This is a genomic window from Paraburkholderia sp. RL18-085-BIA-A, assembly GCF_046027075.1.
Classification (GTDB): domain Bacteria; phylum Pseudomonadota; class Gammaproteobacteria; order Burkholderiales; family Burkholderiaceae; genus Paraburkholderia.
Window position 1 is genome coordinate 1 of the sequence record NZ_JARESU010000149.1, and the last position, 19,099, is coordinate 19,099.

Below are 19,099 nucleotides of genomic sequence, written 5' to 3' on the forward strand. Positions count from 1 at the left end.
CAAAAAGAAGTGGTACGGCATTTACCTCACCATGTGCACGAGCGACACGGTGCCGCAAGCCGCTCAGGGACAGGAAGGACTTGAAGTCGCGTCCATTGGCGCGGGTGGCAAGACTTACGAACAGGCATATCGCGAGAAATACAAGGAAGCTCCGAAGTCCTCATTCGGCAGCTATGCGTACGACGGCGTGATGGTCGCGGCGGCTGCAATCAATAAGGCCGGGGCAGCTGACCCCGCAAAGATTCGCGCGGCAATGAAGACCGTCGTACCGTACAACGGCGCGACCGGCACGATTGCCTTCGACGACGCGGGCCAAAGAAAAGAGCAGCCGTACGACAAGGTGAAGTTCGATACCAAGGTCGTTGCCCGATAAGCTCCGCCGCGCTGCTCTGCGGCGCGGTCGCCTAGGAGAGTCCCCATGCTTCAATTCATCGTCGATGTCCTGATACGAACTTCGGACATCATGCTGGTGGCGGTGGGCCTGAGCGTTGTGTATTCACTGGTCAAATTTCCGAACATCGCGCACGTCCAGTACGCGATGCTGGGCGCGTTCGGTACGTTGGCGTTGAATCGCACAGGTCTGCCTTTCTCACTTGCGCTCATCGGGGCATGTATCGCGACAGGCGTGGTCGCAGTTCTGCTCAATGTGCTTGTCTTCAAGCGGCTCCTGCGTTCCGGCAGTTCAATTGCGATGATTGGTTCGCTTGCCATCTCGATGATTCTCATCGCAGTCGTACTGGGTATCGCCGGCTCGCGCCCGTTCCGGTATTCGTCGGGGCTGTCGAGCCCAATTACCCTCGGCTCAACCATCATTTCGGTCGACCAGATTACTTCGATTGCGTGCGGGTTTGGATGTGTTGCGCTACTCGCGGTTCTGCTCTTCAAAACGGGAGTCGGCCGCTCGATGCGGGCCATGTCGTCGAATCCCGCGCTGGCCGCAGCGACCGGAGTCGATGGTGCACGGGTGGTCAACGGCATCACGTTCCTCAGCGGCGCATTGGCTGCGTTGGGCGGGACGATGTTGGGTCTGACCGAGAGCGTACACGTTGGCTTGGGCACCAACCTGCTGCTGCCAGTGTTCGCCGCGGCCATTCTCGGAGGCCTCGGCAATCCTCTTGGTGCAGCAGCAGGCGCGTTGCTGATTTCAGTTTCCGAGACGCTGGTGACCAATCTCGACTTCGGTTGGCTTTTCGGCACAACCGACGTCTATGTTCCGGTGACATATATAAGCGCCGCGTCGTTCGTGATTTTGCTCGTCGCGCTTCTTTTCAGGCCGTACGGCATCTTCGACCGGGAGGTCCGCCGTGTATAGCTTCCTTCTGCACGTTGCGACACTGAGCTGCATTTATGCGCTGTTCGGACTGGCGTTGAATCTACAGGCAGGCTTCGCGGGACTTCTGAACTTCGGTTTTGTAGCGTTCGCGGGTGTGGGTGCCTACGCGTCAGCAATTACCTCCTCACACGGATATCCCGCACCTATCGGCATTCTTTTTGGCGTCGTAGCCGCAATGGTCGTGGGCTTTTTCATGGCTAGGCTGGGGCGCAATCTCGCATCCGACTACTGGGCGATTGCCACACTAGCAGTGGCGGAGCTCATCCGCACCGTCGCGCTCAACGAAAACTGGCTCACGGGCGGCGCCCAGGGCATCAGCGGCGTGCCGGCATTGTTCAGAAGCGCGTCCGGCGTCCAGAATGACCCCGCGTTTTTTCTGCTGGCGCTCGCCATGGTTGCGATTGCACTGTTCGCCTGCGTTCGGCTTTCCCGTGGACGCTTCGGCCGAGCCATCCGACTGATGCGTGAGGAGCCTGCGCTGGCAACCAGTCTCGGCTATCAGCTCGTTCCGCTCAAAGTTAAAGCGACGGTCACGAGCGCCGCGATAGCGTCGGTCGGAGGTTCTCTGCTCGCGCATTACATGAGCTTCGTTGGCCCGGACTACATGCTCGCGTCCGAGACCTTCGTCATCTGGACGATGGTCATGATTGGCGGGCTTGGCAATAACTTCGGGGTCGTACTCGGCGCATTGCTCGTCGAAGCCATCTATAGCGCGGTGCCATTCGCCAAGGACTATCTCAACATTAGCAGCGATATCGCTGGCGCCGTCCGGCTCGGCACAATCGGCGTTGTCCTGCTTGGCTGTCTTCTGGTTCGCCCGGGCGGTCTGCTTCCCGAAAAAATCCGGAGCGCAACATGAGCACGATGCTTCGATTGCAGGATGTCCACAAGTCCTTTGGTGGAAACAGCGTCCTGACCGGACTCAACTTTCACGTCAGGACTGGCGAAATCGTAGGTCTGCTCGGACCGAACGGTTGCGGGAAGAGCACCGTGCTCAACGCAATCACCGGTTATTGCCCGATTGACCAAGGTCTCATCGAGGTCGGCGGTCAGCCGGTGAACGGCCTGTCCTCCCATCAGATTGCCGCAAAGGGTGTACGGCGGACCTTCCAGCTGCCGTCAATGCCCACGCGGATGACGGTAAGAGAAGTTGTGATGGCCGCGTCCACACGAAGCCACGGATTGTTCAGTACGCTTTGCAGGTTCGGTGCGACACGCAGCCTTGAGCATGAGACGCGTGAGCGCGCGCATCGCCTTCTCGAAGAACTGCTTCTCACGAAGGTCGCGTATCTGCCCGCTGCTTCCATCTCTGGCGGGCAGAAGAAACTCCTGGGCATTGCTTGCGCGATGATGGAACAGCCAGCATTGCTGCTCCTCGATGAACCAATGGCTGGCGTTCACCCGAATTTGCGTTCAGAGCTCGTCACCACGCTCAGGAGAATCAACGGACAAGGCATCACGCTAGTCATCATTGAGCACGACATGCATTTCATTTCAGAGACGTGCAGCCGCTGCATTGTTCTGGATAAGGGAAAGACTGTGGCGGACTGCCTTCCGTCAGAGCTCGAAACCCATGAAAGCGTGGTTGAGGCGTATCTCGGCAAGAAGTCGGGCGGCCAGTATCAGGTTGCGGGGGTGATTGCATGATATCCGTCAACAATGTTGTCGCCGGTTACACACGCGACGTTGATATCCTTCGCGGTATTTCAATCAACGCGAAGCAACTCGAAATTGTCACCATCCTTGGCCCGAACGGCTGTGGGAAGTCGACCCTGCTAAAGACGGTCGCGGGTTTCCTGGTGCCGCGGGAGGGAAAGGTCACCCTGGACGAGAAGGACATCGGACAGGTGCCAGTGTTCAAGAAGGTCAGGAAATACGATATCGGCTTCGTGCCTCAGACCGACAACGTGTTCGGCTCGCTATCGGTCTGGGAAAATCTCGCGCTTGGCGGGCAGTTCATGCAGAAGCAGGACAAGGAAAGAAGGCTGGATGAACTCTGTTCCGCCTATCCTGTATTGAAGCGCAAGCTCCGGGCACGGGCAGCGGGCATGTCAGGCGGAGAGCGGCAGATTCTGTCGCTCGCGCGCGCATTGATGCCGAGGCCACGTTTCCTGTTGCTTGACGAGCCTTCGGCTGGGCTATCTCCAAAGATGCTGGGCGAAGTCTTCGACGCAATTGTCGAACTACGCAACACCGAGCGCATCGGAGTGTTGATGGTGGAGCAGAATGCGACCGAGGCTTTGCGCATTTCTGACCGCACCTATGTGCTTTCTATGGGTCAAGTTGCGCTGGAGGGGAAGTCGTCCGACCTGCTCGCGAGTGATGAGATGCGCCGCCTCTACCTGGGTGGCCGTCCTCATTAGCGTTTTCTGTCGTTTCGAAACGATGTGTCCGCATGGATGGCACCGCGCGCGCGCGGACACATCGCCCGCCTATCGCTCCGGCTTGACACTCTCGGTGCCCCTATCCCGAGTCAATGCGTTAATCAGCAGTTGTGCGCCTGGCGAGACAGGCGCACCCTGCCGGGTGACGAGCTCATATGGCTCGCTCCGCGAGGTAACCGCCAGCGCGAGCTTTGTCGCCCAGCCTTGATTGGTGCAGAAGTCTGCAACAGCAACGGACAGCATGGCCACGAACGCCCGATTGGTCTGTAAGAGCGACATGGTCGTGAAGGCTGAAGTTGTTTCGACCAGGCGTACCGGCAGCCGCAGCCCTGCTTCGTGAAATTCACGCTCGAGCAAACACCGGATTGGCATTCGCGCGGTAGACAAACCGCCGCGTGAGGCAAGGACGTAGGGTAAGTTCTGGCATCAAAAGAGGGCCGAACTTTTCATTTAATTGTCGACACTTGTGTAGAATCAAAACAAAACATTCGTCGACTCGTGTTGTGGTTAATGCTGGGACGGGTCGTCACCGTGGTCATTACGCCCCATTTGCGGGAGATGTTTATGAGCAATCTTGAGGTTTCGAAGCATGCTGACATAAGTCTGCCCCGCGGCAGCATCGTTGCGCTGATTACGCCCTTCATGACCGACGGAAGTGTCGATTGGGCCAAATTGCGCAGTCTCATCGACTTCCATATCGAGAGCGGCACGGCCGCGATTGCAGTAGCCGGAACGACGGGCGAGTCGTCGACGCTCTCCAATGCCGAGCACCGCGACGTTATTGCTGCGACGGTTGAGCACTCGGCTGGACGCATTCATGTAATGGCTGGAGTCGGAGCCAATTCCACTTCGGAAGCGGTTGCTCTCGCACAGTCTGCCTCCGACTGTGGTGCTGACTCCTTGCTCAGCGTGGTCCCTTACTACGTGAAGCCGTCCCAGCAGGGGTTGATTGACCATTTCCGAGCTCAGGCCGATGCGTCCAAGGTTCCCCTGGTGCTCTACAACGTTCCGGGTCGCACGGTCACCGACATGTCCGTATCAACGGTTGTACGGCTGAGCGAGCACCTGAATATTCGCGGCATCAAGGACGCAACCGGAGACATGGTCAGAGCGGCCGAGCTGGTCGAGGCGCTGCCGGCCGGGTTTGCTCTCTATAGCGGTGACGATTTCACGTCACTGGCCTTCATGGCCCTGGGCGGACACGGCGTTATCTCGGTTATTGCAAACGTGTTGCCGAGACAGGTCAGCGAGCTCTGTAGTCTCATCGAGACCAACGAGCTGAAGCTGGCTAGACGCCTGTTCGTTCAGATGTTGCCGCTCACACGAGCTCTGTTCACAGAGACGAGCCCCGGACCCGTCAAATTCGCTGCCGCTTTGCTCGGGCAGTGCGAACCAATCGTGCGTCTTCCGTTGGTTCTGCCCGAGGAATCGACCCGCCGATATCTTGAAGAGTGTCTGCAACCGGTGATTAAATATGCCGCGTGAACCGATAGCTCAGGGCAGCGACAACGTCGTCGCCGGACTGCCTGATTCGAATGCGCTCGAGCGGGTTGGGACCTGGATGGCCTTGCACGACATCTCCGAATCCCGCGTCGTTCGTGCTTCACGATTGTCCGGAGGCGCCATTCAGGAAAACTGGCGCCTCGAGATGGACGACGGGAAGTCGTATGTTCTGCGCACTGATGCGGACGCGGCAATTCCAACCAGCTGCACACGGGCGGAAGAGTTTTATCGCTACCGGCTCGCGTTCGAGCAAGGTGCGCGAGTGGCTCGCCCCAACGGCTTTTGCCTCGACTCTAACGTAATTGGGAAGCCATTTTTCATCCTCGAGTTTGTTTCCGGCATAACCGCCGGACACCTGCTCGCGAGGAACGATGCTTACGTGCCGGACCGGCACGCTCTCGCATCCGAATTGGGCCAGCTGCTTGGCGTTGTGCATCTCACCCCCGCCAGTAATGCGCGAGCAGTTTTTGGTGCCGCTCCGCAATCGGCTGCATCCGCGTCGATTGAGCACATTCGCAAACAGCTGGACGGTCTCGCTGTTCCCCATCCCGCGCTCGAGCTATGTCTGCGAGAACTTGAAGTCAGACTGGGCCAGGCGACCGATGCGGTCTTCTCGCATGGCGACTATCGGACCGGCAACTACATGGTGGACAACGGCCGCGTGTCAGCCATCCTCGATTGGGAATTTTCAGGCTGGGGTCACCCGAACGAAGACTTGGGATGGTTCACCGCGCCGTGCTGGCGTTTCGGGCGGCCCGCAATGGGCGGCGGCGGTATTGGACCGCTGCAGAGCTTTCTCGATGGTTATCAGGAGGCAACAGGCCGCGCGGTCCATCCTTCTGAATTAGTCGACTGGCAGGCGCTCGCCCAGGTTAAGTGGGCCGTCATTGCGCTTCATCAGGAGCAGCGTCACGTATCCGGTACCCAACGCAGCCTCGAACTGGCTCTGTCCGGAAGGCTCGTATCCGAGCTGACGCTGGAAGCAATGAACCTTCTGGAGATTCGTTGATGAACGCCACCGAGAAGATGGTCGACCTGCTCGATGTTGCGCACAGCACGCTCACCAATGAAGTTGTGCCTTCCTTATCAAGACAGGACCGATATAACTCCCTGATGGTTGCTAACGCGATACGAATCGCTGCGCGACATTTCTGCTCGACGCAGGAACGCCACACGACGGCACCCGCTAGCGGGTTATTGGGCGAAAGCGCCATCGTGAAAGGCATTCGCGCTGGTCAGTTCGACAACGGCTCAGCGATGCGCGCAGCGCTAATCGTGAATCTGCGCAATCGACTTGTTCAGCAACTCGCAGTCGACAACCCACGCGTGCTCGACAACCTTCAAAACTCTTCACGGGCTCACTAAAAATGGATTTCTCAATTGACAGCGCAACGCGCGAGCTGCGCGACCAGATTCGCACTTTCGTTGACGAAGTTCTCATCCCGCTCGAATCCAAAGCTGAATCCTACGACGAGCACGAAAATGTAGCCGAGGGGCTACTCGAGAAATTGCGTGGCCAGGCGCGAGAGCGCGGCCTGTGGGCTCTGCAGATGCCCCGCGAACGCGGCGGTGGTGGATTGTCTATCGCGCAGATGGCGGTGTGCTACGAAGAGATGAACCGCTCTATCTTTGGTCCGGTCGTCTTCAACTCCGCGGCGCCTGACGACGGCAACATGATTCTTCTGAATAAGGTCGCTACCGCCGCGCAGAAGGACCAATGGCTGCAGCCCATCATCGACGGGAAGGTTCGGTCCGCATTCGCGATGACCGAGCCAGCACCGGGCGCAGGCTCGGACCCGTCGATGATGCTGACGACGGCGGAACGTGCCGGCGACAAGTGGATTATCCGCGGCCGCAAATGGTTCATCACGGCTGCTGAGGCTGCCACCCATTTCATTGTTATCGCGCGGACATCGTCCGACGTGCGAAAAGGCCTGACTGCCTTCCTCTTCCACGCGAACACGCCCGGCTGGCGCATCGTCCGGCGCATTCCAATCATGGGACCGGAAGAGCATGGCGGCCACTGCGAAATCGAGTTCGAGGGCCTCGAAATTCCTGACGAGCACAGACTCATGGAAGTTGGGGACGGCCTGAAGGCGACCCAAATCCGCCTGGGAACTGCCCGCCTGACCCACTGCATGCGGTGGAACGGCATGGCGCGCCGCGCACTTGAACTCGCCGTTGCGCATGTGAACACAAGAAAGGCCGGCGGAGAACTGCTCTCGGCGCGTGAAGGCGTCCAATGGATGCTCGGCGAAGCCGCGATGAAGCTCGATGTCGCCCGTCTGCTCACGTTACGTGCGGCTTGGTGCCTCGACACTGGCGACTTTGCGCGTCCGGAAATCTCCATGGCGAAAATCGCAGCCTCCGAGACTCTGCACCAGGTCATCGATACGGCAATCCAGCTCCACGGCGCCAAAGGCTACTCCAAGGACACGCGACTCGAATGGATGTACCGGTACGCGCGACAGGCGCGGCTTGTCGATGGGGCTTCCGAGGTTCACAAGATGGTCGTTGCGCGGACGCTGCTCGAGCCGCAAAGCGCGATGTGGGACTGGAAGTCGCAACCTGCTGAAGAAGGCACCGCCTCGAAGGAATGACCGTGACTCTGCGCAAAGTAACCCTTGATGACAAGTACACCCTCGACAGCGGGCGGATTTTTCTGACCGGCGTCCAGGCGCTTGTTCGACTGCCCCTGATGCAGCAACGCCGCGACACGGCGAACGGTCTGCAAACGGCGGGCTATATTTCCGGCTACCGCGGCTCTCCCCTCGGCACGTATGACGCCGAACTGGGGAAGGCGAAGAAGTTTTTGGGCGAAGCTAACGTTGTGTTCGTGCCGGGGGTGAATGAAGACCTAGCGGCAACCGCTGTCTGGGGAACCCAGCAAGCCGAGACCAGCGGCGAAGGTAAGTTCGACGGTGTCTTCTCCATCTGGTACGGGAAAGGTCCGGGCGTTGACCGCAGTGGCGACGCGTTCCGTCACGCAAACCTCGCCGGCAGCTCGAAGTACGGCGGCGTTCTGGTCCTGATGGGTGACGACCACACTTGCGAGTCGTCAACCACATGCCATCAGTCGGAATTCGCGCTTGTCGACGCGGCCATTCCAATTCTGAGCCCTAGCGGCGTTCAGGAGATTCTCGACTATGGTCTGTACGGCTGGGCCTTGTCGCGCTTTTCCGGATGCTGGGTCGGTATCAAATGCGTGAAGGACACCGCCGACGCGTCAGCGGCCATTGATGTCGAGCTCAATCGCGTGATGCCCACGCTCCCCGCTGATGTCCAGATGCCGACGGGCGGGTTGAATCTACGCCTGCCTGACACGCCGCAAGACCAGGAATATCGCCTCCACAACTTCAAGCTCGATGCCGTTCGCGCGTTCGTGCGAGCCAATGGGCTGGACCGCGTCACGCTAGGGAAGCCGGGAGCAAGAATCGGCGTGGTGACTCACGGGAAGAGCTATCTCGACCTGCTGCAAGCCATTGACGACCTTGACATCACTGAAGCTGACCTCGAAGCGATGGGTATCTCGGTTTATAAGGTCGCCTGCACCTGGCCGCTTGAGCCACAGGGCATCCGCGAATTTGCGGGTGGCCTTGACCTGATGATGGTCGTCGAAGAGAAGCGCAGCCTCCTTGAGTCGCAGATTAAGGACATCCTGTACCGCGCGCCCAACGCGCCGGTCGTAATCGGCAAGCAGGACGAAAACGGCAAGAAGCTGTTTCCTGTCGAGATGTCTTTCAGCTCGCTCCAGATTGCCATCGCTCTGGGACAACGGCTTGCGCAACGTAGTGGCGACCAGCGCATCGCCGAGCGCGTCTCATTCCTGACGGAACTGAGCAAGATGGAATTCGCTCCCGAAGCGATGCTGCGCAGCTTTTACTTCTGCAGCGGCTGTCCGCACAACTCGTCGACCATCATCCCGGAAGGAAGCAAAGCCTATGCCGGTATCGGCTGCAGCTGGATGGCGCAGACGATGGACCGCAATACGCTCGGCTACACCCAGATGGGTGCCGAAGGCATGGCATGGGTCGGCGAGGCTCCATTCTCCAAGCGCGAGCACATGTTCCAGAACATGGGAGATGGCACCTATTTTCACTCGGGTCTGCTCGCGGTCCGCGCGGCGATTGCGGCAAAGACCAACATCACGTTCAAGATTTTGTACAACGACGCCGTCGCGATGACCGGCGGTCAACGTCACGATGGTCAGCTCAGTCCGATGACCATCACGACGCAGGTTCATGCGGAAGGTGTGAGCCGCATTTTAGTTGTGACAGATGACCCTGCCAAATATCCGCCGGACGCGGGTTGGGCCAAGGGCGTGACGATTCACCATCGTTCCGAGCTTCAGAAGGTGCAGGAAGAGCTCAGGGACATTCCTGGTGTGACGGTTCTCGTTTATGACCAGACCTGCGCCGCCGAGAAGCGACGCCGCCGCAAGCGTAAACAGTTTCCCGACCCGCCCAAACGTCTTGTCATCAATGACCTGGTCTGCGAGGGATGCGGAGATTGCGGCGTCAAATCCAATTGCGTTTCGCTTGTGCCGCTTGAGACGGAGTTCGGCCGTAAGCGCGCTATCGACCAGTCGTCCTGCAACAAGGACTACTCGTGCAACAACGGGTTCTGCCCGAGTTTCGTCACGGTTCATGGCGGCAGTCTTCGCAAGGCAGGTACGGTCAAGCCAAACGTCGAGCTGTTCCCGGCGCTGGTCGAACCTGACCGTCCCTCACTCGATGACGGCGTGTATTCAATCATCGTAACGGGTGTTGGCGGCACGGGAGTCGTGACCATCGGTGCAATCCTCGGCATGGCCGCACACCTGGAAGGCAAAGGTTGCGGGATTCTCGACATGGCTGGTCTCGCCCAGAAAGGCGGCTCGGTGTGGTCGCACCTTCGCTTCGGCAAGAATCCGGCTGCTATCAAGGCTATCCGGATTGCCGCTGGTGGCGCAGACGCTGTTCTGGGTTGCGACCTGGTTGTCGCAGCAAGCCGGAAGACCCTCGCTGCGACTCGCAAGGGCGCGACGCGGATGCTCGTCAACACGCATGAGGTCATGACGGGCGAGTTCACCCGGCACCCCGACCTCAACTTCCCCTCCCCGGAGCTGCGCGCGGGCATCACCGACGCCGTCGGCAGGGATTGCGTCGAGTTTCTGGATGCGACCAAGTATGCGCTCAACATCTTCGGCGACACCATTGCCGGCAACATGTTCATGCTTGGCTACGCGTATCAGCGGGGCCTTATCCCGATTAGCTCCGAGGCTATCGATGCTGCCATCGAACTCAACGGTGCGGGCGTGAAGATGAACAAGGAAGCGTTCCTCTGGGGACGTCGCGCGGCCCTGTCGCCCAGCTCTGCCGAACGGGCACTTGTCGCGGCCAAGCCTATGCGTGAATCACTGCAGATTTCGTCGTCGCTCGACGAGCTCATCGAACGCAAGGTGATGTTCCTTTCCGAATACCAGAACGCGGCATACGGAAAGCGCTATCGCGCGCTGGTGAACCGCGTCCGGGAATGGGAACGGACCGTTACACCGCGGCAGGACGCCGTGACACGAGCTGTCGCGAACGGCTATTTCAAGGTGCTTGCCTACAAGGACGAGTACGAAGTCGCAAGGCTTCATTCCGCGCCGGAATTCGTTGAGAGCCTCAAGCAGCAGTTCGAGGGTGACTTCCGCCTTGCTTTTAACCTTGCGCCCCCGGGACTGACCGGCAGGGACGAACTGACGGGCGAGCCTCGCAAAAAGGAATTCGGAGCCTGGATTCTGCCTGTGTTCCGGACGCTTTCGAAGCTCAAGGTGCTTCGCGGAACACCTCTGGACGTGTTTGGCTACACGGCCGAACGGCGGATGGAGCGCGGACTGATTACACGATACGAGCAGACCGTCGACGAGATTCTCCGTCACGGCACGGCGCGCAACTATCAGGCAGTCGTCCGGGCTGCATCGATGGTTGAAAAGATTCGTGGATATGGACACGTCAAAGAGCGCAACTTTAAATCCGTGGACGCGGAGTGGACCCACGCTGTCGCTCAGTTGTCCAAGCCGTCCGTGATTGAGCTGAAGCAAGTGGCGTGAGAAACGCAGGAGCAAAGGACAGGGATGACATTCGATTTCGACCTTGCTGGAAAAAGTGTGCTGGTCACCGGAGCGTTTAGCGGCTTGGGGCTGCACTTTTCGAGAACACTGGCGGCGCAGGGATGTCAGGTCGCGATGTGTGGTCGGCGCATCTCCCTTGGTACCGGTCTGGCTCGCTCGCTCTGCGAGGAAGGGCAGATTGCACACGCCTTCGAGTTGGACGTGACGGATGCAGACTCGATTACCCGCTGCCTGGACGCGGTGAGTGAAAGAGTCGGCATGCCGGCGGTGCTGATTAATAATGCCGGAGTTGCTCACCATTCACCTGCGCTTTCTACCACGGACGACTCGTGGAATCAGACAATTGAGGTGAACCTGAATGGCGTATGGAAGATGACTCGCGCCTACGCCAGCAAGTTGAAAGAGACGGAAGCGCCCGGAAACGTAATCAATATCGCGTCGATTCTGGGCTTGCGTGTCGCGCAGCAGGTGGCGGCATACGCTGTCTGCAAAGCGGGGGTGATTCAGCTCACCAAGGCTTTGGCACTGGAGCTTGCGCGCTACCGAATCCGCGTGAATGCGATTGCGCCGGGCTACTTTGAAACCGACCTGAATCGGGATTTCTTCGAGACGGACGCCGGCACACAACTGGTCAAACGCATCCCGATGCGAAGACTTGGCTCTCTGCCGGAGCTGGACGGTCCGCTTCTCATGCTGGCCTCCCACGCATCCTCGTTCATGACTGGTTCAGTCATCACGGTCGATGGTGGCCACCTGGTCAGCTCTCTTTGAATGTACGACCGACCGATTTTCGGTATAGCGCGTTAAGCGCTCAGGAGGTTGAATGTCTGAGGAAGTAGTCGTTCTTAGTGCTGTTCGTACCGCAATTGGTGACTATGGGAAATCGCTGGCCAGCGTTCCGCCCACGTCGCTGGGAGCACTTGTCGTCCGTGAAGCGCTGTCTCGCGCTGCTGTCGACCCGGCAGTCGTAACCCAGATTGTGTTCGGCAACGTCATTCACACCGAGCCATCGGATATGTATCTCGCCCGCGTTGCGGGAATGGAAGCGGGTCTTTCTGAGACGTCGACGGCTTTAACTCTGAACCGCCTTTGTGGCTCGGGTTTGCAAGCAGTCATCTCGGGCTCCCAGGCGCTCGCAGTTGGCGACGGCGACTACATTGTCGCGGGAGGCGCCGAAAGCATGTCCCGCGCTGCCTATTCGATGCTTGATGCTCGCTGGGGCAAGCGAATGGGCGACTCGAAGGTGGTTGACATGATGGTCGGGGCGCTTACTGACCCCTTCGAGAAGTACCACATGGGACAGACGGCCGAGAACATTGCTGTGAAGTACGGAATCTCCCGGGACCAGCAGGACGAACTTGCACTCGAGTCGCACCGCCGGGCCGCAGCGGCAATTGAGGCCGGACGTTTTAAATCACAGATTGTGCCTGTCCCGGTGCGCAGCAAAACCGGTCAAATCTCATTTGAGACTGATGAACACGTACGGCCGAACATCACCCGGGAAGACCTCAGCAAGCTCAAGGCCGCTTTCGCTGTAGAGGGAACGGTCACACCCGGCAACGCTTCGAGCCTGAACGACGGTGCCTCGGCGGTCGTACTGGCCTCCGCAAAGGCGGCCAGTCGAGACGGACACACTCCATTGGCGAGGTTGGTTTCCTACGGACACGCGGGCGTCGCTCCAGCCTACATGGGAATCGGCCCCGTACCTGCCGTCAGGGTCGCGTTGCAGCGTGCGGGTCTGTCTCTCGACGACATCGACGTGATAGAGGCGAACGAGGCCTTTGCCGCGCAGGCTTGCGCGGTCGCGCAAGAACTTCGGTTTGACCCGGCCAAACTGAATCCGAACGGCTCCGGAATCTCGCTCGGCCACCCTATTGGCGCGACTGGAGCCATTCTGGTGACCAAGGCTGTTCACGAACTGCACCGTGCGGGCGCGCGCTATGCGTTGGTCACGATGTGTATCGGCGGCGGCCAGGGAATCGCTGCGCTTTTCGAGCGCATCTGAGTACGCTTCGCGGTGACGGAACCCTGGAATATGGGGCGTTCTGTCACCGAATTGGTACACAACGTGGCCTACCGTTAGCTCCGTGGCAGCGCCGCGGAAAGACGGGCGCCCGTTCGGCAGGGTTACTGCGAGTAGAGCTTGACGACTCCTGCGTCGACGACTTTGGTGATTTCTTCCATCCGCCAGGTGATGTGCGTCTCTGTCAGTTCGCGGCAGCGCTTTGCGTCCCGGGCTTCAATGGCGTCAAGGATATCGAGGTGTTCCGCGAATGCGTCATGGCCGCGCTGCTCAAGGTCAATCCAGCGCACAAAATGGATACGAGCGTTGATGCTGTAGAGCGAGCGGACCATTTCGTTGTTGCCCGAGAGCGCGACCAGCCGCACATGAAACTCTTCATCGCGCGCGACCAGCTGGCTTGTGGGCGCTTGTGCAGCCTTGTTCTTCATGACGTCCTTCCAGAACTTGCGCAGGGCGCGTACGTCCTTCGGGTCGGCACGTTCGACGGCCAGTTGCACAGCAGAGGCTTCGATGCTTCGACGAAGCTCGAAAAGGTCGAAGATATCCTGACGATTCAGCTCGCGGACGAAAAATCCACGGTTCGGAACGAAGTTCAGGAGGTTTTCCGCAACGAGTCGGTTGAGGGCTTCCCGAAGCGGCGTGCGGCTGACGTCGAACTTCTCAGCCAGCTCAAGCTCGTTCACTCTCTCCCCGGGCCGAATCGTGTAGAGGACGGCCATTTCCTTCAACTGTTCATACAGGTCGTTGACGGTGAGCCCCGCCCGCTTCGGCGCGCTGGTCTCTCGAACGCGCGGTTTAGTTTCCCGAATGAGAGATGAGTAGCCTGCCATAATTCGTTTCCTTTCCGGTGCCAGCGGCAACCTTCGTTCATTTCTGAGGACCTGCCACTCTCTATCGGCTTTCTGTCGGAGCATTCACGCTGCGCCTCGAGGTATTCGCTGAACGGGGACTTGCATTCGTCCCGTTGCGCCCAGCGACATCGAAGCTTCACATCCGCAGCGGTTGGAAAGTGTCGGCAACATTGAATTTTATAACACTCCCTGTCGCCGCCGTCGAGGAACGGGGGTGCCTTCCGGATGATTCGACAACGATGGCGATGATGGAGGCGCCACCCACTGCGTTGTCCCGCTTTCTGCTCTGCGGGCCGGTCTTTCCAGACTTGCTCGCTGCAGCAATATCTACATAGCCAGATTTCGAAGCGATGATGCAGGGTTCGTCGCACGACGCTGGAATCCGGCACTGCGGTGATGCCTGCTTCAACAGTCAGAAGCCTCTGTAGCGCCTCCGCAACCCCAGCCCATTGGAATGAGCGTCTCATTATAGTACACTATTGTCGACACTTTTATCGTTTAGCATGGGTTGGTTAGCTCTTGATGGATGCGGGAGCGATTTGGCCCCCTACAAGTGCACGACGGTTGCCGGGCAAGCCTGGAGAGGAACACGATATGACCGTCGGCATTTTTTCCGTCAGCGACTAGGTGGTCTGCATCAGCGGCGCTAGCCGCGGACCGGGCAAAGGACTTGCGCGGATGTTTGCAGAATGCGGAGCGCATATCGTTATCGCTTCGTACGACGCGACAGTACTCGCGCAGGCCGAGACAGAGCTCGCAGGTGACGGCCTTCCCGCGACGATGGTCGTAACTAACGTTTCGGACCCTAAATCTTCGGCTTCGCTCGTCGAACAGACGCTGCAGAAATTTGGCCGTATCGATACGATGGTCTGCAATGCCGGTATCGACAAAATTAAAGCTGCCGAAGACTACGAAAGCGACGAGTGGGACCAGATTCTGATGTCAATGTGAAGGGCGCTTACTTCTGCGCGAAAGCCTGAATGCGAAGACGCTGTAGAGTCGACAAAGCAGTCGACCTACAGCCGCCCGAACTGAGGCTTCACGTGGTTAGCGACTCCGACGTCCGAGAACTACTCAGAGGAGATGCCTACTGTTCGATGTTCTGCACGGTAAACAGACGGCCGAATTGTGGCAGTTCATCCTTGACGCCACCCAATCGCAGTGCATGCCACGCCATTGCGTGGTTGCTGGAGGTCACGGGCTTCCCCAGTTCGGCTTCGATGGACGCAACCTGGTCGGCTAGCCGCAACGAGGTGCACGAAACGAAGATGGCATCCACATCATCATGCTTTCCGAGCTCCAGAATCGCGTCGCGAACTGACTGTGCATCGATTCGCGCGACTTCGTTGTCATCTGAGTGCTCGAACGACCCCATCCGCACAATGTTCACACCGCGAGCAACGAGGTATTCCCCCATCGATTCGGTAATAGTGCGCATGTAAGGCGTGAGGAGCGCAATTCGCTTGGCACCGAGGGAGTTCAGCGCAACCCTGGCCGCGGTGATTGGGGTGGTGCACGCTGCGTTCGGCCGAGCTTCTCTGATGCGCTCAATTACATGGCCCTCGCCCAGAACCATGGATGCGGACGTGCAGCCAAACGCGACAACATCGAGCCGTTCGCCAGGACGGATAACTTCAACGCCCGGCGCAATAAGCCTATCCATATCCCTAAGCGTCTCAGGGGTGATTTGCGCCGAATTCATGATGCGACTTTCGTAGAATCCGACGCCTTCGACAGCGAGCAGCTTGCGCCACTCATATTCAATCGTATGGTCAGTCGCCAGCACGACCAGACCGATTGCGGCACGATGAGAGACTCCATCATCGAGGGTGAAGTCGAGTTTCACATAGCGCTCTGCAGCTTCGAGAGTTTCCATTCTGGGCTATCCATTCACGTTGTCAGTTCGGGTTTGCGCATCGGTGCCTACCTTCAGCGACCCGCAATTCAGACTGCGGCGATAACCCCGATTTCGACGGTGTACTGGGGGAACGCGAGCTTCGATTCGACGCACGCCCGTGCCGGAGCATCACCCTCGGGAACCCAGGCGTCCCACGCTTCGTTCATCTCGTTGAACGTTTTGTAATCGGCAAGCCAGATGCTCGCCGACAGGATTCTGGTCTTGTCAGAACCGACCTGCGCAAGGAGCCGGTCAATCTTCGCGAGAATCTGTTCGGTCTGACCCTTCGCGTCCTGGCTCGGGTCATCGGCGACCTGCCCGGCAAGAAACGCGAACCCTGCGTGAACGACTGCCTGACTCATCCGCTTGCCACTTTCATAGCGCTTGATTTGCATAAAACCCTCTGTACGGTGATGTAAAGTGCTCATAGGCTAGCGCATATCACACACAATTGTCGACACTTTTATAGACAAATCTGCTATCTCACGAGAGTCAGCGATACCTCCCATTGCTTTACTTTTTTGTTCGTAATATACAACTGTGTCGACACTTAGAAAGCGGAAATAGACTGCCATCAAGCAGCCATCGCCGCTGCGGCACGAAGTCATTCCACGTTTCACATTGAGGGCGTCATGAAAGTTATTGTGCTCGGCGGCGGTGTGGTGGGGGTTACTACCGCGTATCAGCTGCAAAAAGATGGACACGATGTCACGGTCCTTGACAGGCAACCCGTGGTCGCAGGTGAAACCAGCTGGGGCAATGCGGGGATGGTTGCGCCTGGACACTCGTTTGTCTGGTCGTCACCGAAGGCGCCGAAGATTCTCCTCAAATCGCTGGTACTCCGGGACCAGGCGCTTCGCTTCAAATTTTCGGCCGACCCAAGGCTGTACAGCTGGTCGTGGCTGTTTCTGATGGAGTGCAACGCGGAGAAAGCACGACGCAACACGCTGTTAAAACATCGACTCGCGGCGTACTCGCAGTCCGTTCTCAAGGAAGTCATCAAGACGGAATCGGTCAGCTACGACCGCAATGACCGGGGCATCATCTACTTCCATAGAAGCCAGGAGGCGTTGGACCGAGGCGTCACGCAGATGAAGCTTCTGGAGTCAGACGGTCAGCTCATCAAGGTCTTGAATCGAGACCAAGTTGTGTCGCTCGACCCATCGCTCTCGTCAGCGAAAGATGAGATTGTCGGCGCGATTTACTGCCCGACGGACGAAACTGGCGACCCGGCCAAGTTCACCCGGGCGCTGGCTGAAATTATTGTCTCGCGAGGCGCAACCGTCCTTAACAATACGAACATCCAGGCGCTTGAAGTAGCGGGAGGGCAGATTCGCGGGGTGCGCACCGACAAAGGCGTTCTGCAGGGAGATGCGTACGTACTTGCCCTCGGCAGTTACAGCCCTATTCTGGCTCGGCAGATTGGAATCAATCTGCCCATCTACCCCGTGAAGGGCTATTCGCTCACCATCCCTATCGAAGGTCATATGCAGCCGCCCAATGTGGCGGTGGTTGATGAGCACAACCTCGTAGCCATCTCACGATTCGGCGACAGAATTCGCGTCACCGCGACAGCCGAATTCGCCGGGTATAACACGACGCACAGGCCATCGGACTTCGAGTTCATGAAGCATGTCACTCAAGAACTCTACCCCGATGGTGGAAATTACGACCGTGCGGAAATGTGGGCGGGCCTGCGTCCGATGACTCCGAATAACCTCCCGTTCTTCGGACGAAGGAAGTACGGAAACCTCTACCTTAATACAGGTCATGGTCACATTGGCTGGACGATGTCTCACGGTTCAGCACGAATCACTGCGGACCTCATTGCAGGGCGCACGCCGGACATCCCTATGGACGGTCTGACTCCATGAGCATCCACTCGACTGAAGCGTTCCAAGCTTTAGTTCAACGCTGGGAAGGGCGCGCCCGGGCGCAGTCTCACTAGGCCGCTCGCGCCGATATCGATTGCAGACTCATGACATCTTGCGGGTGACGTTCCGCCCGGCTCGACGGGCCGTCACTGCCGCCTACGATGGAGCCATCGACCGTTCAAACCATCAAATATTTCGACCGGTCTCTTCACTGATGCCAGCCACGCCGGCGCTCTTCCCCGCCCGCTCCACGTCGCGCCCGACTTTGGGTCCCTGTACATCGCCGGCTGCGGCCCACGGACATAATCGCCAGCAGCCCTCACCTTGCTACCAGTAGCCGTCTTCGCTGTCGCCGTCCCCGCACTTCCGTCAACCAAGAACTTGTCTCGGTTCTTAGCGCTTGCAATCCAGCCGGGCGCTCGGCCATGTCCGGTCCACGTCGCGCCACTCTTCGGGTCGCGATATTTGACCGTGGGAGTGCCCCTTTGGTGACAGTCTTCGCGCCGGCCTTCTTCGCGCGTCCCTTGCCGCCAGCATGCGCATCGATATCAGCGGTCGTCAAACCGTGCTTTTCCATAAGGTCACGAATTTTCTCGATGACGCCCGACGACTGTTTCACGACTAGCGCTTCGGCCTGCTGTTCCAGTTTTTTGATTTTTGCCTGCATAGATTCCAGAGTTGCCATCTTTCTTCTCTCCCGTTGTATTGCTCGCACTATGCCATGCCGTCCGCTCATGTACTACCTCCACTACGGTTGTGAAGGCAGGCTGACATAGTTTGTCGGTTCGCCGCTGTGTGTCAACGCGGATTTCCGAATGATGCCAATCCGAGGCGGCCCCATCACACGAACAGTCCTGCAACGGTTGCGCCTGAAGGGGAGCACCTCGGACTTCACCTACGCCCGCTCAGTGGCGCTTCTCATAATGGTCGCCCGTGCGAGCGTTTTTGTAATGCCCACCCTTATGTGATGAGCCGTGGCCGCCTGAGTAGTGGCCGCCGCGGGCCTCAGCTATGGCAGGAACGATGAAACTCGCGCAGATAAGCGCGGTGATGATTGCCTTCACGATTTCCCCTGATGCGCTGTTTGTCGACGTCAGTGTCGACGAAGGGAATATCGGCTCGTCGAGCACTAAAGCG

17 protein-coding genes and 1 pseudogene are annotated in these 19,099 nt (G+C 58.6%); 14 read left to right on the plus strand and 4 right to left on the minus strand.

The features are described 5' to 3' along the window. The 12 genes from P0D89_RS44080 to bktB all read left to right on the plus strand — a co-directional run. Positions 1 to 373 (plus strand): ABC transporter substrate-binding protein (locus tag P0D89_RS44080; RefSeq protein WP_408378589.1); only part of this gene is annotated, 373 nt, incomplete at its 5' end. Between the two features lie 45 nt (positions 374 to 418). Continuing rightward, positions 419 to 1,312, plus strand: coding sequence for a branched-chain amino acid ABC transporter permease (locus tag P0D89_RS44085; protein WP_408360417.1), 894 nt, complete (start codon positions 419 to 421; stop codon positions 1,310 to 1,312). Beyond that, positions 1,305 to 2,192 carry a branched-chain amino acid ABC transporter permease gene (locus tag P0D89_RS44090; RefSeq protein ID WP_408360415.1) on the plus strand — a complete coding sequence of 296 codons (888 nt, stop codon included), beginning with the start codon at positions 1,305 to 1,307 and terminating at the stop codon, positions 2,190 to 2,192. The genes P0D89_RS44085 and P0D89_RS44090 overlap by 8 nt, the downstream gene beginning before the upstream one ends. Continuing rightward, the gene (locus tag P0D89_RS44095; RefSeq protein ID WP_408360413.1) at positions 2,189 to 2,980 is read left to right on the plus strand and encodes an ABC transporter ATP-binding protein; all 792 of its coding nucleotides are present in this window, start codon (positions 2,189 to 2,191) and stop codon (positions 2,978 to 2,980) included. Before P0D89_RS44090 ends, P0D89_RS44095 begins: the two co-directional genes overlap by 4 nt. Continuing rightward, complete coding sequence (locus P0D89_RS44100) at positions 2,977 to 3,696, plus strand: ABC transporter ATP-binding protein (RefSeq protein WP_408360411.1); 720 nt, start codon at positions 2,977 to 2,979, stop codon at positions 3,694 to 3,696. The genes P0D89_RS44095 and P0D89_RS44100 overlap by 4 nt, the downstream gene beginning before the upstream one ends. Before the next feature lie 585 nt (positions 3,697 to 4,281). After that, positions 4,282 to 5,202, plus strand: coding sequence for a 4-hydroxy-tetrahydrodipicolinate synthase (dapA, locus tag P0D89_RS44105; protein WP_408360407.1), 921 nt, complete (start codon positions 4,282 to 4,284; stop codon positions 5,200 to 5,202). Then, positions 5,192 to 6,229, plus strand: a complete 1,038-nt coding sequence (locus P0D89_RS44110; RefSeq protein ID WP_408360405.1) for a phosphotransferase family protein — start codon at positions 5,192 to 5,194, stop codon at positions 6,227 to 6,229. Before dapA ends, P0D89_RS44110 begins: the two co-directional genes overlap by 11 nt. Beyond that, positions 6,229 to 6,585: a DUF6285 domain-containing protein gene (locus P0D89_RS44115; RefSeq protein WP_408360403.1), complete on the plus strand. Its 357-nt coding sequence runs from the start codon at positions 6,229 to 6,231 to the stop codon at positions 6,583 to 6,585. Before P0D89_RS44110 ends, P0D89_RS44115 begins: the two co-directional genes overlap by 1 nt. 2 nt (positions 6,586 to 6,587) lie before the next feature. Continuing rightward, positions 6,588 to 7,820 carry an acyl-CoA dehydrogenase family protein gene (locus P0D89_RS44120; RefSeq protein ID WP_408360401.1) on the plus strand — a complete coding sequence of 411 codons (1,233 nt, stop codon included), beginning with the start codon at positions 6,588 to 6,590 and terminating at the stop codon, positions 7,818 to 7,820. Then, entirely contained in the window at positions 7,817 to 11,296 is a 3,480-nt protein-coding gene (locus tag P0D89_RS44125; RefSeq protein WP_408360399.1) for an indolepyruvate ferredoxin oxidoreductase family protein, read from the plus strand. The genes P0D89_RS44120 and P0D89_RS44125 overlap by 4 nt, the downstream gene beginning before the upstream one ends. 24 nt (positions 11,297 to 11,320) lie before the next feature. Further along, a complete protein-coding gene (locus tag P0D89_RS44130; protein WP_408360397.1) occupies positions 11,321 to 12,088 on the plus strand; it encodes an SDR family NAD(P)-dependent oxidoreductase in 768 nt (255 codons plus the stop codon). 52 nt (positions 12,089 to 12,140) lie between these two features. Continuing rightward, positions 12,141 to 13,322 (plus strand): beta-ketothiolase BktB, encoded by a 1,182-nt coding sequence (gene bktB / locus P0D89_RS44135; RefSeq protein ID WP_408360395.1) that lies wholly within the window; start codon positions 12,141 to 12,143, stop codon positions 13,320 to 13,322. Positions 13,323 to 13,444: 122 nt separating this feature from the next. Here the strand turns inward: bktB and P0D89_RS44140 are convergent, their stop codons facing one another. Then, entirely contained in the window at positions 13,445 to 14,170 is a 726-nt protein-coding gene (locus P0D89_RS44140) for a GntR family transcriptional regulator (protein WP_408360393.1), read from the minus strand. Positions 14,171 to 14,818: 648 nt separating this feature from the next. On the opposite strand from P0D89_RS44140, the gene P0D89_RS44145 reads away from it, so the two are divergent. Next, on the plus strand, positions 14,819 to 15,142 hold the full coding sequence (locus tag P0D89_RS44145) for an SDR family NAD(P)-dependent oxidoreductase (protein WP_408360391.1): 324 nt from the start codon (positions 14,819 to 14,821) through the stop codon (positions 15,140 to 15,142). 136 nt (positions 15,143 to 15,278) lie between these two features. Here the strand turns inward: P0D89_RS44145 and P0D89_RS44150 are convergent, their stop codons facing one another. Both P0D89_RS44150 and P0D89_RS44155 read right to left on the minus strand, forming a co-directional pair. After that, complete coding sequence (locus P0D89_RS44150) at positions 15,279 to 16,067, minus strand: maleate cis-trans isomerase family protein (protein WP_408360389.1); 789 nt, start codon at positions 16,065 to 16,067, stop codon at positions 15,279 to 15,281. A 68-nt stretch (positions 16,068 to 16,135) separates the two neighbouring features. Next, positions 16,136 to 16,483, minus strand: coding sequence for a RidA family protein (locus P0D89_RS44155; RefSeq protein ID WP_408360387.1), 348 nt, complete (start codon positions 16,481 to 16,483; stop codon positions 16,136 to 16,138). Between the two features lie 237 nt (positions 16,484 to 16,720). On the opposite strand from P0D89_RS44155, the gene P0D89_RS44160 reads away from it, so the two are divergent. Then, positions 16,721 to 17,962: a D-amino acid dehydrogenase gene (locus P0D89_RS44160; protein WP_408360385.1), complete on the plus strand. Its 1,242-nt coding sequence runs from the start codon at positions 16,721 to 16,723 to the stop codon at positions 17,960 to 17,962. 184 nt (positions 17,963 to 18,146) lie between these two features. Here the strand turns inward: P0D89_RS44160 and P0D89_RS44165 are convergent. Beyond that, positions 18,147 to 18,647: pseudogene (locus P0D89_RS44165) on the minus strand (H-NS family nucleoid-associated regulatory protein); the annotation flags it as partial. Between the last annotated feature and the right edge of the window lie 452 nt (positions 18,648 to 19,099).

Excerpts from the sequence above, each read along its gene's own strand:
- P0D89_RS44085 (WP_408360417.1), top strand. The coding sequence starts at position 419 with ATGCTTCAATTCATCGTCGATGTCCTGATACGAACTTCGGACATCATG.
- P0D89_RS44095 (WP_408360413.1), top strand. The coding sequence starts at position 2,189 with ATGAGCACGATGCTTCGATTGCAGGATGTCCACAAGTCCTTTGGTGGA.
- P0D89_RS44100 (WP_408360411.1), top strand. The coding sequence starts at position 2,977 with ATGATATCCGTCAACAATGTTGTCGCCGGTTACACACGCGACGTTGAT.
- dapA (WP_408360407.1), top strand. The coding sequence starts at position 4,282 with ATGAGCAATCTTGAGGTTTCGAAGCATGCTGACATAAGTCTGCCCCGC.
- P0D89_RS44110 (WP_408360405.1), top strand. The coding sequence starts at position 5,192 with ATGCCGCGTGAACCGATAGCTCAGGGCAGCGACAACGTCGTCGCCGGA.
- P0D89_RS44115 (WP_408360403.1), top strand. The coding sequence starts at position 6,229 with ATGAACGCCACCGAGAAGATGGTCGACCTGCTCGATGTTGCGCACAGC.
- P0D89_RS44120 (WP_408360401.1), top strand. The coding sequence starts at position 6,588 with ATGGATTTCTCAATTGACAGCGCAACGCGCGAGCTGCGCGACCAGATT.
- P0D89_RS44125 (WP_408360399.1), top strand. The coding sequence starts at position 7,817 with ATGACCGTGACTCTGCGCAAAGTAACCCTTGATGACAAGTACACCCTC.
- P0D89_RS44130 (WP_408360397.1), top strand. The coding sequence starts at position 11,321 with ATGACATTCGATTTCGACCTTGCTGGAAAAAGTGTGCTGGTCACCGGA.
- bktB (WP_408360395.1), top strand. The coding sequence starts at position 12,141 with ATGTCTGAGGAAGTAGTCGTTCTTAGTGCTGTTCGTACCGCAATTGGT.
- P0D89_RS44140 (WP_408360393.1), bottom strand. The coding sequence starts at position 14,170 with ATGGCAGGCTACTCATCTCTCATTCGGGAAACTAAACCGCGCGTTCGA.
- P0D89_RS44150 (WP_408360389.1), bottom strand. The coding sequence starts at position 16,067 with ATGGAAACTCTCGAAGCTGCAGAGCGCTATGTGAAACTCGACTTCACC.
- P0D89_RS44155 (WP_408360387.1), bottom strand. The coding sequence starts at position 16,483 with ATGCAAATCAAGCGCTATGAAAGTGGCAAGCGGATGAGTCAGGCAGTC.
- P0D89_RS44160 (WP_408360385.1), top strand. The coding sequence starts at position 16,721 with ATGAAAGTTATTGTGCTCGGCGGCGGTGTGGTGGGGGTTACTACCGCG.